The organism is Myceligenerans halotolerans, from assembly GCF_054782975.1.
In genome coordinates, this window is sequence record NZ_BAAGRL010000059.1 from 1 (window position 1) to 16,017 (window position 16,017).

General features: G+C 70.8%; 11 protein-coding genes. 5 read left to right on the plus strand and 6 right to left on the minus strand.

Features of this window, described 5'->3' with window-relative positions:
- On the minus strand, window positions 1-1,807 hold a 1,807-nt coding region (locus tag ACYVK5_RS24825), incomplete at its 3' end, for a mannitol dehydrogenase family protein (protein ID WP_460708756.1).
- A gap of 108 nt (window positions 1,808-1,915) precedes the next feature.
- The gene (locus tag ACYVK5_RS24830; RefSeq protein WP_460708758.1) at window positions 1,916-3,115 is read right to left on the minus strand and encodes a LacI family DNA-binding transcriptional regulator; all 1,200 of its coding nucleotides are present in this window, start codon (window positions 3,113-3,115) and stop codon (window positions 1,916-1,918) included.
- A gap of 146 nt (window positions 3,116-3,261) precedes the next feature.
- On the opposite strand from ACYVK5_RS24830, the gene ACYVK5_RS24835 reads away from it, so the two are divergent.
- The 4 genes from ACYVK5_RS24835 (at window position 3,262) to ACYVK5_RS24850 (ending at window position 9,970) form a co-directional block, all read left to right on the plus strand.
- Window positions 3,262-4,905: a glucuronate isomerase gene (locus ACYVK5_RS24835; RefSeq protein WP_460708760.1), complete on the plus strand. Its 1,644-nt coding sequence runs from the start codon at window positions 3,262-3,264 to the stop codon at window positions 4,903-4,905.
- A gap of 179 nt (window positions 4,906-5,084) precedes the next feature.
- On the plus strand, window positions 5,085-6,329 hold the full coding sequence (gene manD, locus ACYVK5_RS24840; protein ID WP_460708762.1) for a D-mannonate dehydratase ManD: 1,245 nt from the start codon (window positions 5,085-5,087) through the stop codon (window positions 6,327-6,329).
- Window positions 6,330-6,352: 23 nt separating this feature from the next.
- Window positions 6,353-8,548 carry an alpha-glucuronidase gene (locus ACYVK5_RS24845; RefSeq protein WP_460708776.1) on the plus strand — a complete coding sequence of 732 codons (2,196 nt, stop codon included), beginning with the start codon at window positions 6,353-6,355 and terminating at the stop codon, window positions 8,546-8,548.
- A 327-nt stretch (window positions 8,549-8,875) separates the two neighbouring features.
- Entirely contained in the window at window positions 8,876-9,970 is a 1,095-nt protein-coding gene (locus ACYVK5_RS24850; RefSeq protein WP_460708764.1) for a cellulose binding domain-containing protein, read from the plus strand.
- Window positions 9,971-10,040: 70 nt separating this feature from the next.
- On the opposite strand, the gene ACYVK5_RS24855 is transcribed toward ACYVK5_RS24850, so the two are convergent.
- The 3 genes from ACYVK5_RS24855 to ACYVK5_RS24865 all read right to left on the minus strand — a co-directional run bounded on the left by ACYVK5_RS24855 (window position 10,041) and on the right by ACYVK5_RS24865 (window position 13,655).
- Window positions 10,041-12,755 carry a glycoside hydrolase family 9 protein gene (locus tag ACYVK5_RS24855; protein ID WP_460708766.1) on the minus strand — a complete coding sequence of 905 codons (2,715 nt, stop codon included), beginning with the start codon at window positions 12,753-12,755 and terminating at the stop codon, window positions 10,041-10,043.
- Window positions 12,756-12,936: 181 nt separating this feature from the next.
- Complete coding sequence (locus tag ACYVK5_RS24860) at window positions 12,937-13,242, minus strand: helix-turn-helix domain-containing protein (protein WP_460708768.1); 306 nt, start codon at window positions 13,240-13,242, stop codon at window positions 12,937-12,939.
- Window positions 13,239-13,655 carry a type II toxin-antitoxin system RelE/ParE family toxin gene (locus ACYVK5_RS24865; RefSeq protein ID WP_460708770.1) on the minus strand — a complete coding sequence of 139 codons (417 nt, stop codon included), beginning with the start codon at window positions 13,653-13,655 and terminating at the stop codon, window positions 13,239-13,241. The genes ACYVK5_RS24860 and ACYVK5_RS24865 overlap by 4 nt, the downstream gene beginning before the upstream one ends.
- 180 nt (window positions 13,656-13,835) lie before the next feature.
- On the opposite strand from ACYVK5_RS24865, the gene ACYVK5_RS24870 reads away from it, so the two are divergent.
- Window positions 13,836-14,024 carry a hypothetical protein gene (locus ACYVK5_RS24870; protein ID WP_460708772.1) on the plus strand — a complete coding sequence of 63 codons (189 nt, stop codon included), beginning with the start codon at window positions 13,836-13,838 and terminating at the stop codon, window positions 14,022-14,024.
- 388 nt (window positions 14,025-14,412) lie between these two features.
- On the opposite strand, the gene ACYVK5_RS24875 is transcribed toward ACYVK5_RS24870, so the two are convergent.
- A partial coding sequence (locus ACYVK5_RS24875; protein ID WP_460708774.1) for a polymorphic toxin-type HINT domain-containing protein occupies window positions 14,413-16,017 on the minus strand: 1,605 nt, incomplete at its 5' end.

The window sequence follows — 16,017 nt, forward strand, 5'->3', positions numbered from 1 at the left end:
CCGCCACCCCGGCCGCGCCCGCCGAGCCCGCTACCCCGGCCGCGCCCGCCGCGCCCGCCACCCCGCCAGCGCCCGCCGAGCCCGCCGCCCCGGTCGCCATATCCGAGCCGCCCACCAGCGCGGCCAGCTCCTCCGATCGTGGGTCGTCGACGCCGTCGCACGAACCGCCCGGCACGTCCGCGCCCTGACCGCCGGCCGCCAGCGTCCGCCGTCGGACGAACAGCGCCCACGACGCCAGACCGAACGCGAGCCCCTGCGGCACCCGGCCGGCGGCGAGGCAGTCCGCCAGGACCCCGCCCCAGCGGAACGGGATCTTCTGGCTGCCGTCCATCGCCACCTGGATGGTCGTGTGGCCGGTGTGCGGGTTCGCGAAGCGGCGGAGGATCTCCTCGCCGTACGCCCGCAGGTCGGTGCCGTCCGGTGGGGTGAGCGTGGGCAGGGCGTCGTCGAACAGGTACGTGCGGGCGTGGTCCGCGATGCGAGGGTCGGACATGGCCTCGGCGATGGTGGCGTGTCCGGCGAGCCCGCCCGCGTAGGCGACCAGGGAGTGCGTCCCGTTGAGGAGGCGCAGCTTCGCCTGCTCGTAGGGGGCGACGTCGGACGTCAGCGTGGCACCCGCGCGCTCCCAGGCGGGACGGGGCCCGGCGAACCGGTCCTCGATCACCCACTGGGTGAAGGGCTCGCCCACCACGAGCCCCTCGTCGCGGACCCCGAGCGCGCGCTCGACGGCGTCGCGCTGGCCCGGGGTCGTGGCGGGGACGATGCGGTCCACCATCGAGCAGGGGAACGTCACGCGGGAGTCCAGGTAGGCGCGTAGGTCGTCGCCCTCGGGACCGGGCAGGGCGGCATCGACCGCCTCGCGCACGAGCCGCTCGAGGACGCGCCCGTTGTCGACCATGTTGTCGCAGGTCAGGATAGTGATCGGCGCGACGCCCGCGCGATGCCTCTCGGCAATTCCCCGGACGAGCAGCCCGATGGCCGACGACGCCGGAGCGGTCGGCGCGGAAGCCGACGGCGACGCGGCCCCCTCGTCCGACGACGCCGAAGTGGTCGCAGCGGCGTCCGACACCGGCGCAGGACCGGCAACCGGTACGGACGCCGAGGGCGACGACGACGCAGCACCGCCCGGCGACGCCGACGCCCCGCGGGCCGCCGGCGACGCCGCAGCGGTCGCCGCGGATCTGGCCGCCAGGGCCAGGGCGTCCAGGTCGGGCCGCACCCGGTCGACGTCGAGGCCGCCGTCGGGCAGCCGGGCGTAGCCCTTCTCGGTGATGGTGAGGGTGACGACGTGCGTGGTCGGCGCGGCCAGGGCGGCGAGCACCCGCGCGGTCTCCTCGGCCGGGTAGGCGACGTCGACCACCGCCCCCACGAGGTCAAGCCGCAGGTCGTCGCCTACGACGAGCCCGCCCCGAGCCGCAGTTCCACCGGCGGCGGCGCCCCCGCCGCTCCCGGCCCGGGCGGCAACTCCACCGGCGGTCTGCCCGCCACTCCCGGCCCGGCCCGCCGCTCCACCGTCGGCGGCCTCCCCGCTCCCGGCATCGGCGGACGGGGCGACGGCGCCTGCCGTCAGCACTCCGTACACCCCGCCCTGCGGCCGGAGCTGGTCGCGGACCGTGGCCGAGCGCTGGGTGACGCCGAGGATGCCCCAGGTCAGGTCACCGGTCGCGGCCATGGCACGTTCCGTGTACACGGCCTGGTGGGCGCGGTGGAACGCCCCGATCCCGAGATGCACGATCCCGATCCGCTCCGGATCCACCGGCGCGGCCACATCTTCGGGAAGTGTTTCCCTCCGGAGCCTGTCATTCATGGCGTTCCCTCCTCCGTCATTGGTGGTGAATACCAGGAGTGGACCATGAGGTTGCTTCCGCTTCCGGCGCGTATGCGAAAGGAACTGCATGGTCCGTCGCGAACCGCATCATCGACCGGGCAGCCCCGCGGGTACCGTCCCCGCCGAGCCGCGGATCACCAGTTCCACGGGCAGTTGCGCGCCCGCCGCCGTCGTCGTCCCCGAGAGCCGCGCCAGCAGCAGGTCGACCGCGCGCCGGCCCAGGCGGTCCAGCGGGACCCGCACGGTCGTCAGCGCGGGCGTGACCAGCGTGGCGAGGGGGACGTCGTCGTACCCGACCACGGACATCTCGCCGGGCACGTCGACCCCGCGCTGCCGCAACCGGTCCAGCACGCCGAGCGCCATGAGGTCGTTGAAGACGACGACGGCGGTCACCCCGCTCGCCAGCGCGTGGTCCGCAGCCTGGGTTCCGCCCGCGAAATGGGGCCGGAACTCGCCCAGTTCCACGAGTCGCACGCCCCAGCGCTCGGCCGCGGCGTGCAGGCCGGCGACCCGGCGGGCGCCCGACCAGGACGCGGTCGGACCGGCGGCGACGCCCACCTCCCGATGGCCGAGGGAGCTCAGGTGGCCGAGGATCTGTGCGACCCCGTCGGCGTCGTCGAGCGTCACGGCAGGAATCTCGGGGACGACGGCGGGCGCGGCGTCTCGCGGTGCCGTGACCTCGGCGCCGGGCCGGGCGGCCATCGCGGACGCGGCGGCCGTACGGGCCGACCCGGCGCCCCCGGCCGGCCCGGCGGCGCTCGTCCGCTCGCCCCCCTGGGTCGACGCCGCCCCGGCTCCTGCGGACGCCGCTCCGGCAACTCCGGCGTTCGCCGACGCCGTGGCCGGCGGTAGCTCGCGGTTGAGCAGCACCGCGGTCACGCCGCCGAGAGCCTCGCGGAGCGTGGCGGCGTCCGCTCGCGGAGACGCGACGAGCAGGCCGTCGGTGCGGGCGGCGAGCGCGCGGATGAGTTCGGGTTCGACGTCGGGGTCTTCGTCGGAGTCGGCGACGAACACCTCGTATCCCTCGGCGCGGGCACGGGCCTGGACAGCCTTCGTGATGGCGGCGAAGAACGGGTTCCCGAGGTCCGGCACGAGCAGTCCGACGGCGTGCGTGCGCCCGGTGCGCAGCCCGCGCGCCACGGGATGGGGCTGGTAGCCGAGCTCCTCGGCGGCCGCCAGCACACGTGCGCGGGTGGCGGGCGAGATCTTGCTGCGCGGGTCGAAGGAGCGCGAGACCGTCGAGATGGAGACGCCGGCGTCGCGGGCGACGTCGTGCACCGTTGCCATGGCACCTCCTCGTCGCCGGACCTGTCACGCGAACGTTTGCACAACTCGCCCCCTCCGCGCAACCGCGCACCCCGTGGATCAGGGCCGCGACAGCGCTCGGGTACGATGCAAACGTTCGCACGGCAACGACGCCCAGGAGGCCCGGCATGACCGAATGGACCCTGCACCCGGATCGCGCGCTCCCCGCCGACCCGACCACCCGACCCGTCGCCCGCGAGATCTACGAGACCACCCGCGGCCTCCCGATCGTGTCGATGCACGGGCACGTGGACGTCGCCACCTTCGCCGACGACACCCCGTTCCCCGACCCCGCACAACTGTTCGTGGTTCCCGACCACTACCTCACGCGGATGCTCGTGTCGCAGGGCACGCCGCTGCCCGCGCTGGGCGTCGGACCGGAGGGGACTCCCGGCCTCGAGACCGACCCGCGCACGATCTGGCGCCGGTTCTGCGCGGGCTGGAAGCACTTCCGCGGGACGCCCACGCGGTACTGGATGGAGCACGAGCTCGTCGAGATCTTCGGGGTGACGGTGCGCCCGTCGGCCGAGACCGCCGACGCGATCTACGACCAGATCGCCACGCGCCTCGGCGAGTCCGGCTTCCGCCCGCGGGCCCTGCTCGACCAGTTCCGCATCGAGACGCTCGCCACCACCGACCCGGCGTGGAGCGACCTGGCGCAGCACCAGCAGCTCGCGACGGAACTCGGCGCCCTGGCCGACGGCGGTCGTACGACGGTCGCCGCAGGGGCGGCCGTCGGCGGGGCAGCCGCGACGGCGGCCGGCGTCGGCGGTGGGGCGCCGACAGCAATCGGTGCCGGCGGGGACGACGTGACGAGGTCCGGCACCGGGCTCGCCGCGACGGCAGCCGTCGGCGGACGGGATGCGACCGGCTCGGGTCTCGCGGGATCCGGCACAGCCACGCTCGCCACGCCGCGCGTCGTGCCGACCTTCCGGCCCGACCCGCTGCTGCACCTGGACCAGCCGGCCTGGCGGGACGACGTCGCGCGCCTCGCCGCGGCGTCGGGCACGGAGATCGGCGACTACGCGACGTACCTGGCGGCGCTGCGCGAGCGGCGTCGCGCGTTCGTCGCGGCCGGGGGCAGCGCCACGGACCACGGCCACCTCGGCGCGGACACGACGCCGCTGCCCGACGACGTCGCCGCCGCGCTGTTCGCACGCGCGCTGTCCGGAGGCGGCGTCACCGCCGACGAGGCAGCCGCGTTCTCCGCGCACATGCTGTTCCAGATGGCCGCGATGTCGTGCGAGGACGGGCTGGTCATGCAGCTGCACCCGGGCGTGCTGCGGAACCACGACACGGAGCGGCACGCGACGTTCGGCCCGGACAAGGGGTACGACATCCCGGTCGTCACCGAGTACACGAACGCGCTGCGGCCGGTCCTGGAGGCGTTCGGGCATGCGGAGAACTTCCGGATGATCGTCTTCACCGTGGACGAGGACGTGTACTCGCGCGAACTCGCGCCGCTGGCCGGGGTGTACCCGGCGCTGCGGCTCGGCGCACCGTGGTGGTTCCTCGACGAGCCGGACGCGATGCGCCGGTTCCGCGAGGCGGCCACGGGCACCGCCGGGTTCTCGAACATGTCGGGCTTCGTGGACGACACCCGCGCGTTCTGCTCGATCCCCGCCCGCCACGACCTGGCCCGCCGGATCGACGCCGGCTACCTGGCGCGGCTCGTCGTCGAACACCGCCTGAACCTCGACGAGGCGCTCGACACGGCCGCCGACCTGGCCTACCACCTCCCCAAGAAGGCCTACCCGGCCCCGGCCGCCTGACCGCAGGCGCCCGCGGTCGGCGGGATGTCGAGCAGTCGGTCCGATGTCGACGGCGGTCGGTCGAATGTCGAGCGATCGGCTACCCGGGGAACCGACTTCGCGACATCCGACCGACCTGCTCCGACAACGGACCGACCACTCGCCGGCCTCGACACCGAAACCAAGGAGAACGATTCCCCATGTCCCAGATCGAATCCGCCGAGGTGGTCATCACCTCCCCCGGCCGTAACTTCGTCACGCTCAAGATCACGACGTCGGACGGCGTCGTCGGCCTCGGTGACGCGACCGTCAACGGACGCGAGCTCGCCGTCGCCTCCTACCTGACCGACCACGTCGTCCCGCTGCTGATCGGACGCGATCCCGCGAACATCGAGGACACCTGGCAGTACCTGTACCGGGGCGCCTACTGGCGGCGCGGCCCGATCACCATGGCCGCCATCGCCGCCGTCGACGTCGCCCTCTGGGACATCAAGGCCAAGGTCGCCGGGCTGCCGCTCTACCAGCTCCTGGGTGGCGCGTCCCGCCGGGGCGCGCTCGCCTACGGCCACGCGTCCGGCACCACCACCGAGGCGCTGTTCGATTCCATCCGCAACCACCTCGACCTGGGCTTTCGCGCGATCCGCATCCAGACCGGCGTCCCGGGCCTCGGCCAGGTGTACGGCGTCGCGAGCGACCAGCGTGCCGGGCAGCGGTACGACTACGAGCCGGCCAAGCGGAACATCGTCGACGGCCGCGCCCTCCCGGTCGAGGAGGAGTGGGACACCGCCGCCTACCTGCGCCACATCCCGGGAGTCTTCGAGGCGGTGCGCCACGAGTTCGGCCCGGACCTGCCGCTCCTGCACGACGGCCACCACCGCATGCGCCCGATCGAGGCCGCCCGCCTGGCGAAGGACCTCGAGCCGTACCGCCTGTTCTGGCTGGAGGACGCCACGCCCGGCGAGGACCAGCAGGCCCTGCGCCTGATCCGGCAGCACTCCACGACGCCGATCGCCATCGGCGAGGTCTTCAACACGGCCTTCGACTACCAGACCCTCATCACCGAGCGCCTCATCGACTACGTCCGCTCGGCCGTCACCCACACCGGCGGCATCACGCACATGAAGAAGCTGCTGGACTTCGCCGGCCTGTACGGCGTCCGGTCCGGGATGCACGGCCCGACGGACGTGTCGCCGGTGGGTATGGCCGCCGCGCTGCACCTGGACCTGGCCATCCACAACTTCGGGATCCAGGAGTACATGAAGCACAGCGACACGACGCTCGAGGTGTTCCGGACGTCGTACACCTTCACCGACGGGCTGCTCCACCCGGGGGTGAATCCTGGCCTGGGAGTGGACCTGGACGAGGATGTCGCGGCACGCTTCGAGTACACCCCTGCGTACCTGCCCATCAATCGCACCCTCGACGGAACGGTCCACGACTGGTGAATTCGCACAAGAGCCCGGGCAACATGTCTCCTGGCGCGTCCGGGCCGCACGCCGCCTGGCTGCCCGACGCCGCGTTCGCCGCCGTCGGGCGCCGCAGCGTGGCGGTCCGCGGCGACGGGGCCTTGGTCGGCACCGTCGCCGCCGAGGTCGCGGCGGCCACCGCCGCTCACGGCGGTTCGTTCACGCGCCTGGAGTCGGGTTCGGGTGTGTCGGACCCCGATCTGGTCCTGACCATCGCGGAGGACGACGACGCCGAACTGCAGCCGCCTCCCTCGCCGACCGCCGCCCGCGCCGACCACGCCATTTCTGGCGACCACGCCATTCTGGCCCGTGGACGCGCTTCCATGGCGCGAAATGGCGTGGTCGCCAGAAATGGCGTGGTCGACGGGTTCGGCACAGCCGGCGAGCCGGAGGTCGACGAGTCGTTCCGGCTGTCGCGGGACGACGGGAGTGTTGTTGTCGAGGCTGCTTCCGACCGCGGGCTGCTGTACGGGTTCTTCCATGTCGTGCGGCTGGGCGAGGCCGCGTTCGAGGGGCCCGACGTCGTCGAGCGGCACGCGCCCGCGGCCGAGCTGCGGATGCTCGACCACTGGGACAACGTCGCCGTCCACGACGTGATGGGGCAGGTCGAGCGCGGGTACTCCGGCGGGTCGATCTTCTTCGACGACGGCGAGGTGCGCGCGGACCTGTCGCGCGTCGAGGCGTACGCACGGCTGCTCGCGTCCACCGGCGTCAACCGGGTGGCGATCAACAACGTCAACGTGCACGCCCGCGAGGCCCGGCTGCTCACGGACGACCTGCCGCACGTGGCCAGGATCGCCACGGTGTTCCGGCCGTGGGGCATCCGGGTGCACCTGTCGGTGTCGTTCGCGGCGCCCATGACGCTCGGCGGCCTGGGCACGTCGGACCCGCTGGACCCGGCGGTGGCGTGCTGGTGGCGCGACGCCGCCGACCGGGTCTGGGGCCGGATCCCCGACTTCGGCGGGTTCGTGGTCAAGGCCGACTCCGAGGGCCAGCCCGGGCCGTTCGCGTACGGGCGCGACCACGCCGACGGCGCGAACATGCTCGCCGCGGCCGTCGCCCCGCACGGCGGTCTGGTCCACTGGCGCGCGTTCGTCTACGACCACCGCCAGGACTGGCGGGACCGGTCCACCGACCGGGCGCGCGCGGCGCACGACCACTTCGCCCCGCTCGACAGCCGCTTCGCCGAGAACGTGATCGTGCAGGTCAAGTACGGCCCGATGGACTTCCAGGTGCGCGAGCCGGTGTCCCCGGTGCTCGCGGCGATGCCGCGCACCCGGGTGGCCCTGGAGCTCCAGGTCACCCAGGAGTACACCGGCCAGCAGAAGCACGCCGTGTACCTGGGCCGCCAGTGGAGCGAGATCCTGAACTTCGACTTCGCGGGGCCGGCGGGCGCCGGGGCGAGCCGAACCAGCCGGCCGACCTCGGTGGCCGAGATCGTGGCGCGCCCCGCCGGGATCGTCGCCGTGTCGAACGTCGGAGACGACGAGTTCTGGACCGGGCACCCTTTCGCACAGGCCAATCTCTATGCCTACGGGCGGCTGGCCTGGGACCCTGCCGCGGATCCCGCCGCGCTGCTCGACGAGTGGATCGGGCTGACGTTCCCGGGCGCGGCGGACGACGTCGTCCACGCCGTGCGCACGATCCTCGGCGAATCCTGGGAGACGTACGAGCGGTACGCCTCGCCCCTCGGCGTCGGGTTCATGGTGCGCCCGGGCCACCACTACGGACCGGACGTGGACGGCTACGAGTACACGCCCTGGGGCACCTACCATTTCGCGGACCGCGACGGGATCGGCGTGGACCGGACGGTGGCGACCGGGACCGGGTACGCGGGGCTCTACCCGGAGCCGTGGGCGTCGGTCTTCGAGTCGCCGGAGACCTGTCCCGACGAACTGCTGCTGTTCTTCCACCACGTCCCCTACACCCACGTGCTGCAGTCCGGGAAGACCGTGATCCAGCACATCTACGACACCCACTTCGACGGCGTGGAGCAGGTCGAGGGATTCGTGGCCGCGTGGGACCGCGTCGCGGGATCGTTGTCGGACGACGACGGATCGGCGGCGCACCTCGTCGCCAGGGTGTCCGAGCGCCTGGCCGAGCAACTGCGCAGTGCGACCGAGTGGCGCGACCAGGTCAACACCTACTTCTTCCGAAAGTCCGGCGTACCGGACGAGCGAGGTCGCACCATCTTCTGATTGTCCGCCGGGCCCCGGAACACGCCGACTGGCCCAGGTGAGACCCCACCGGACGCCTGGTGTGGTCGGTCCCTTGTCGTGTGATCGGCCGCTCGGGGGACCGATTTCTCGACATTGGACCGACTGCTCGACAACCGGCCGACCGCATCGTCCGCCAGCGCGAACTCTCGGCCCGCCGGATCGAGGTGAATCGCTTCAGTCCGTCGTTCGACGTCAGACCTCGGAACAGGATGAGCCCTGCGGGTCCCCTCCGACCCGGCCGAGCTCGACAGGGTGCCCCCGGGCGCCTGCCCGCTCCGCACCATCTCGACCTGCGAGGACGTGGACATGCGATCAGATCGAACGCGAAGAATCCTGCTCATCGGTGCGGCCGTGGCCGCGCTCGGCGCCGGCGCCCTCCCGATGATCGGATCGGGCCCCGCTGCCGCCAACGACGGCTGCCAGGTCGACTACGACGTCGTGAACAGCTGGGACGGCGGCTTCCAGGCCGACGTCACGATCACCGCCGGCGACCCGATCGACGGCTGGGAGGTCGTGTGGGAGTTCCCCGGCGGCACCTCCGTCAGCAGCGCCTGGAACGTGGACTGGAGCCAGAGCGGTACCTCGTTCACCGGCTCCGACGTCGGCTGGAACGCCCGGATCGGCGCGGGCGAGAGCGCTCGGGTGTTCGGCTTCGTGGGATCGGGGAGCACCGCGACGCCGAGCCAGGTCTCCGTCAACGGCACGCTCTGCGACGGGCAGACCGGCCCACCGCCGGACCCGACCTCCAGCCCGACCGACGACCCGACCACCCCGCCGGACGACCCGGCCCGGATCATGCCGCTGGGCGACTCGATCACCGGCAGCCCGGGCTGCTGGCGCGGAAGCCTGTGGCAGCACGTGACGGACGCCGGGCACGACGTCGACTTCGTGGGATCGCAGTACGCGGGCTGCGCTCCGGCCGGCGCCGACCTCGACCACGAGGGACACGGCGGAGCCCTGGTCACCGACGTCGCCGCGAACGGGCAGGCCCGCGCCTGGCTCGAGCAGAACACTCCGGATGTCGTGCTGATGCACTTCGGCACCAACGACGCCTGGTCGAACGTCCCGCCGGACCGGATCCTCGACGCCTACACGTCGATCGTGACGGACCTCCGCGAACTCAACCCGGACGCGACGGTCCTCGTCGCACAGATCATCCCGCTCGAACCCGACGCCTCGCTCGGCTGCACCGACTGCCCGCAGCGGGCCGTGAACCTCAACGCCGAGATCCCCGGATGGGCGGCCGGCCTGTCGACCGACCGATCGCCGATCGTCGTCGTCGACCAGTGGAGCGGCTTCGACGCCGCCACCGACACCGACGACGGCGTGCACCCGAACGAGTCCGGCAACGCGAAGATCGCGGCACGCTGGTTCGAGGCCCTGGACGACGTCCTGAGCTGACAGTGCAGGACCCGGACGGCCACCGGAGAGCCGCCACCCCCTGGGGCGGCGGCTCTCCGGCGTCGTATCGTCAGTTCGCCGTGCAGCCGCCGATGATGAACTCCGGTGGCGTCCCGCTTCCGATGAAGCCGAAATCGGTGCGGCCGTCGGCGGGCAGGCTCGCGTTCCAGCCCACGTCCGTCGCGGTGGTGACCCCGCCGGACGTGCTGAACTCCGCGTTCCAGCCGTGGGCCACGGATGCCGGCTCGAGGTACATGGTCACCGTCCACCCGTCGATGGCGTCGAGGCCTGCGATGACCCCGACGTTCGCCAGGAAGCCGCCGTCCCACGCGTGCACGACATCGATGTCCGCCAGGCACTCGGGAACCGGGTCACCGCCCTCGCCCGCGACGTCGGACGCCCACGAGGAGAACCAGCTCAGCGGGGCGTTCCAGTTGATCGTCATCTCGTTGGTCGCCCACGAGTCGATGTCGTCGATGTAGCAGAACTGCGGGGCGCAGCCCTGCAGGTTCTCCTGCGCGACCGGGTCCTGGATGGCCGAGTTCGGGCCGCCCGAGATCATGCCGTCCGGGTGCGGAGGCAGCCTGTCGGCCGACGCCATCCACCGGTTGTGCATGTTCTGGCTGAACTGCGTCCCGTAGCCCTTCACGTACGAGTTGTTGAGGGCGTTGCGTCCCAGGATGTAGTCGAACGTCTCCAGGGCCGCGTCGCGGTACTGCTCCTCGCCGGTCAGGTCGTACGCGGTGGCGATGATCACGGCGTTGTTGATGATCTGGTGGTTCGAGCCCCAGTCGTAGTCGCCCGGGTTGTAGGCGTGGCCGAACGGCTCGCCCTGCTGCGTGGCGACGTGCTGGTCCGCCCCCTCGATCACGGAGTCGACGACGGCGTCCCGGCCGGGCAGGTCGTTCGGCACGGTGGCGAGATCGAGCCGGGCGGCCGCGGCGGTGAAGCCCCAGTCGAACCCGGTGGCCCGCCAGATGTCACCCTCGGCGCCGCCGACGTGGTACGGCGAGGACTGCACGGCGTCGGCGAACTCGGTCTCGCCCGTGGTGAGGAAGAGCTGCGCGGCGGCCCAGTAGAACTCGTCGCCCACGCTGCTGTCGTTGTACGGGCCTCCGCCGGGGTTGGCGTCGAGGCTGTTCGTGTCCGGCGCGATGATGTCCGGGTGGGCGGACGCCGCGTCCCAGGCCCGGCGCGCGGCGGCGAGCAGCTCGTCGGCGTAGGCCTGGTCGTACTCGGCGTACAGGCGGGCGCCCTGTGCCGCGGCGGCGGCCAGGTTGAGCGTGGCCGCCGTCGAGGGCCGGTGCACGTACCGCGGCATCGGGTCCTCGTGGGGCAGGAGGTTCAGGCCGGTCCAGGCGATGTCGTGCAGCTTGTGGTGCGCCAGGCCGCCGGCGTCGTACTCCTCGCCGTCGATGGTCATCGGCACGCCGTCGTCCACCTGCATGCTGAGCATCCAGTCGAGGTTGTGCCTGACCTCGTCGAGGATGTCCGGCACCCCGTTGTCCCGCTCGGGGATGACGAGCGTGGAGTCGCCGAGCGCGCCGTCGGACACGGTGTCGGCGTGCAGGGTGCGCTCGTAGGTGGACAGCAGCTGGTAGACGGAGATGCCCGAGTTCACGACGTACTTGCCGTGGTCGCCGGCGTCGTACCAGCCGCCGGAGGCGTCGATGGCGTACCCGTCCGGGCAGGCCCAGCCGTTCTCGCCGTAGTGGACGTCGCCGCCGTCCTGCGGGTTGCCGCTGCTGTCGACGGCTCCCTCCGGCGGGAGGCAGGGGACGTTCGTGTCACCCTGGTTGACGTCGGTCCCGCCGAACTCGGACACGTGCCCCGCGGGGCGCGCGTACTCGGTCTTCAGCTCCTCGCCGTCGACCTCGACCGGCACGATCTCGACCCCGGACCGCTGGGTGTAGTAGATGCCGAGGGAGTCGGCGCGCAGCTGGTCGTAGATGGTCGAGCCGATCTCGAACGGGTACGACTCCTCGCCGTCGGCGGCGAGGACGAAGCCCGTGCCGGTGGCGTCGACGTCGGAGAAGTCGATCGTGTGCACGTTCAGTCCCGCCGACGGGTCGGTGCCCTCCGGCGTCGTCTCGCCCGAGGCGACGGCGGCCCCGGCGTCGTCCCGCAGCTCCCACGCGACCGGCGATGTCGCGTCCGTGACGAGCGTGGCGTTCTTCGGGCCGTCAGGGAGGTAGCCGACCTGGTTCACGCGCACGCGCGGGCCGGTCTCCGGCTCGTACTCCTCGACCTCGCCGCCGGTGAGCAGGGAGACCTCGTCGAGGCACAGCTCGAAGTCCTCGGCGTTGCCACCGAGCTGGAGCTGGATCTCGCTCTCGGCGTCGGCCGCGATGTCGAAGACCTCCGTGAACGGCTGCCCGTCCGCCCGGAGGGTGATGTCCGCGTAGTAGAGCGGTGGCCACTCGGTCTCGGGATCGGGAACCGTCACGCGGACCGACGCCTCGGGGGAGGCGGAGGCCGTCACGCTGACGGTGTAGGTGTCGCCCGCGGTGATGGGGACGCCGCCCTGCCCCACGATGACGTCCCACTGGTTGCCGCCGCCGGGGACGACGCCGCACATGGTGCCGTCTGCGGACTCGGTGAACTCGACGTCACCGGAGACCCACCAGGGGTCCATGGTGCCGTCGAAGGACGGGTTGGTCAGAAGTTCGGTCCCGTCCTCGGCCTGCGCCGCGACCGGCGAGAGCACGACTCCGGCCAGGGCTAGGGCTGTCACGGCCGCCGCCGCCCGGCGGTGACGCTGTGGGCTGGGTTGTCTGGTCTGCACGCTGACTCCTCGCTGAGAGCGCTTCCACGAACGTCCAACACCCTAGCCCGGCCCCGAGACCTGGAGCCAGACCGGCCGACAGCTTGATTCGTTTAGGACGCGGCGGGGTGGCACGGGTAGCGCGAAGCCTCGCCGGCTCACCGTGGAGCGGGCGGGGCCTCGAAGGTTCGGTGCGGGTGGGTCAGGCGACGATGTAGCGGGTGTCGCCGATGGTGACCTCGACGCTCAGCGTGCCGCCGAGGGCTTGGGCGTAGCGGCGCAGGGTGTCCAGACGGGTGGACTCCGCGCCGCCGGTCTCGATCTGGGAGACGCGGTTCTGCCCGACGTGCATCCGCTGCGCGAGCTCTGCCTGGGTCAGGTCCTGGGCGGTGCGCAGCTCGCGCAGCTGGTAGGCGCGCTGACGGGCCAGCAGCCGCTCCTTGGCGGCGGCGAGGTCGTCGGGGTCGACCGGGCGGGACCGGTCCAGGTCCTGAAGGTTCTTGGTCATCGCTTCCCCTTGCCCTTCCTGCCCTTGGCGGGCTTCTCACCTTGTTCGGGCGGGTCCTGCTCAGCCGCAAGTGCGGCCAGGTGGGTGTCGTAGCGGTCGTCGGCCAGCGGGATCGCGGTGCGATACCAGCCTTGCCAGTTCCCCGCCTTGTCCCCGCCGACCAGCAGGATCGCCGCCCGGTCGGGGTCGAAGCAGAACAGCACCCGCAGCTCGGTACGCCCGGCCGAACCGGGTCGCAGCTCCTTCATGTTCTTGTGCCGTGAACCGCTCACCGTGTCGACCAGAGGCCGGCCCAGCTGCGGTCCGCGGTCGGCGAGCACGTCGATCGCGGCACGAACCTGAAGAAACGAACCGGGGTCCAGCTCGTGCAGCCAGGCGAACACCGCGTCGTCGAACTCAACCTTCCACACCATCGTATCACCCTATCCTTATCCACTGATAGGCGCAGGGCGGGACTCCTCACGCCCCGCCCTGCTGCCCGTTCTCAGCCGCTGTCGCGGCCGACGGTGCCGTCCTCGGCGCGCCGGTAGCGGACCACCCCGCCCGGCGCCTCGGCTCCGGCGGTCGGGTGCAAGGGCGACTGCGACAACGCGATGGCCGAGGCGTTCAACATCCTGTTCAAGGCCGAACCGATCCGCAACAAGGGCCCCTGGCACGGCCTCGACGACGTCGAGATCGCGGAATACCTCGACTGGTACAACAACCAGGGTCGGGTAGCCGGGAGGAATCTCACCTCCCGGCTACCCGACCCTGATTCGCAAATAGCCTCCATTACTCGGTGAACATCCTACGAATCGCTAATAGTTGCTCATCGATCGTCACGACATCCGCACATTCTGCAGGATCGAATATGTCCACCAAATCATCATCCGACGGCGTCCTCCCCGCCTGAATCAGGTAGGCAAGGCGGCCGTCCGACATCTGCCTATTGACTCCGGACGGAAGTACATTCCGTCGCGCACCCTGGCAGCAGACCAGAATCCCAAGCCGCTCGAGATCCCCTCGAATTGATTTCAGACATTCCCAGAGATCAACCTCCGCATACACTCGATCAAGCGGCGGCTCGCTAAGGGACATCCGGACAACTGATGGGGGTGTTGAAATATCGAGCCGGACGTCAATACACCGTCCATCCTTCGCAACCGCCCGACGTCTCATGGACTCCACGAATCACCCTCCGGAATAGTTCGGGTTTAGCCTGACCGACCCATCACGCAGGGTGCATGAGAAGATGCAGGATGTGTCGATTCTCCCAGGCACCGCAATCTCCAGTTCGTGACTAAATGGATTCCCAGGAAATTCTGAATTGACGTCGACACCATCCACGCCACGAATCTCGTAGACGTTCCCTCCGCGACCTCGCGCGACTGATTCGGATGTTGAGGTCGAGACAAACCCCGAGTCGCGGGAGTACCCGGAAGCATGCTCAAGCAAATCCATGTTATCACCTCGAGGCTCAAATCCAGTGTCAAATATTTCGTCCGGGCCGCGAGTATCGCTTCGGAAAAGCGGGCACGAATCATTGTGGACAAGAACCGCCACAGCATCCTTCCGCGCGGCCACATAGTATGTGTGATTGACTGCAACGGTCAGATTGTGAACCACGGCGTACTCGTGCTCGACATCGATCGTGGTGACTTGAGCCCAGGTGCCGGTCGAGGTCTGCAGCCAGTCGCCGGTGTTGAGATCGATCGCATCGACCCACTCGCGCAGTTCCGGCGCCCAGAACGGGTGCGCGTCCGTCGCTACGATCTGCTGGGTATCGCCGTCGGCGTCGATCACGGTGATCGTGACGAGTGTCTTGTCGCCCTCGCCATGGATCAGTGCCGTGACCTCGCGACTCTCGGCCTGCTCGCCAGTCTCCTCGTCGGCAGCCAGAACCTCGTCGCCGACCTCGACCTCCTCGATCGGCTTCCAGGTCCCGTCCGCGAGCCGCACCAGCGTGCCCGGAACGAAACTGTTGCAGCCAGGTGGCATTGCCTCGTCTGCGGCTTCGTCGGCCTGTTTGCTGGCGGTGGCGAGGGCGTCGATGCCCTTCCAGGTCCATTTGCCGCCCTTGTAGATGAGCTGTGCGCCGTCACCGATGACCGGAACGATGCCGACCATGCTCATCGCGCAGTCGATGTTCTCCCCGTCGGAGCAGTACCAGGCGGCGTTAGCCACGTCTGCGGGGATGCCTGCGCCGGGGAGGAAACCGGCGACATCCAGGTAGATGTGGCCGTAGTCGTCCCAGAACTCGGCGCTAACGTCCGCGAGCACTTCCGCCTGCGTCGGTGGAACGTATGGCGGCGCGTCACAGACGTCGCTGACCATGTCCGCCGGTTCGCCGGTCCCGGCACCAGATCCACCGCTACCGCCAGTCCCGCCGCTGCCGCCCCCGGATCCGCTGTCTCCATGGCTAGCCCTGGGCTGTGCTCCGGGTGCATCGGGAATGGTGTAAAGGAGACCCGTGGGGTCGCTGAAGGTGACGGGATTGCTGTTGGCGTACACGTACCCGTGCCACTGCTGCGGATCGACCAGGTCCATGACCGGGTCCACGGACAGGAACCGGCCCAGCCCCTCGTCGTACCAGCGTGCCCCGACCAGCGTGTATCCCGTGGAAGCGTCACGCGTCTTGCCCATGAAGCGGTGGTCGCCCGGGAGCTGGTCGGCCGACCTGGCGGCGCCGTAGGGGGTGGTGTGGTGGCGCACCACCTTTTCCGTGGCCCAGTCCGTGTCAAGCCCCGGGTTTCGTGGAGACTGGATTAGTTGGTTTCCAGGGGTGCGGTGACCGGG